General features: G+C 33.0%; 1 protein-coding gene. It reads left to right on the top strand.

Annotated features, from left to right (window positions below; translation table 11 throughout):
- A partial coding sequence (locus tag AC1DQ3_RS36825) for a hypothetical protein (protein WP_477124998.1) occupies nt 1-183 on the top strand: 183 nt, incomplete at its 5' end.
- Between the last annotated feature and the right edge of the window lie 265 nt (nt 184-448).

The raw sequence follows: 448 nt of genomic DNA, 5'->3' as shown, positions 1-448 counted from the left end.
ATATTAAGCATACCACATGCATTTATGCCGAGAAAATTTTTGGTTGGAATGAGCTATGTGTTAGCTAACTATGTTAGCGAGTTGGTTGGTGGTTTGTTGGGATTAATCCCAACGAAGTACCAACTCAACAACACATTATGCTCCGTTGGTTCCAACCAAAAAGCAATTGGAATAAAGCATTAAAAATAGCCACTCAACAATTAAGTGGCTATGGAGGGTAAAAGAACTTTTTCATATTAAAAGATTTAATGATRTGTGGGGATGATGTTACATTTTCACTTTAWCATTTATTTAWTMAYAGTGCATTYAAAAGTATTTAACGATGAGATTTTTTGGCTTTTTTGAAACGAGTGAAACGAGTTTCTTCTTGTCTTGATACTATATAGAAATAACTCGATTTTATAAAAACGCTTGCTATCCTTGAAGTGAAAGGGTTTAGAGGTTTAGA

It is taken from the genome of Cupriavidus sp. 01T418 (assembly GCF_056398885.1).
The sequence above is the reverse complement of the archived record's forward strand: the minus strand, read 5'-3'. Positions and strand labels throughout refer to the sequence as shown.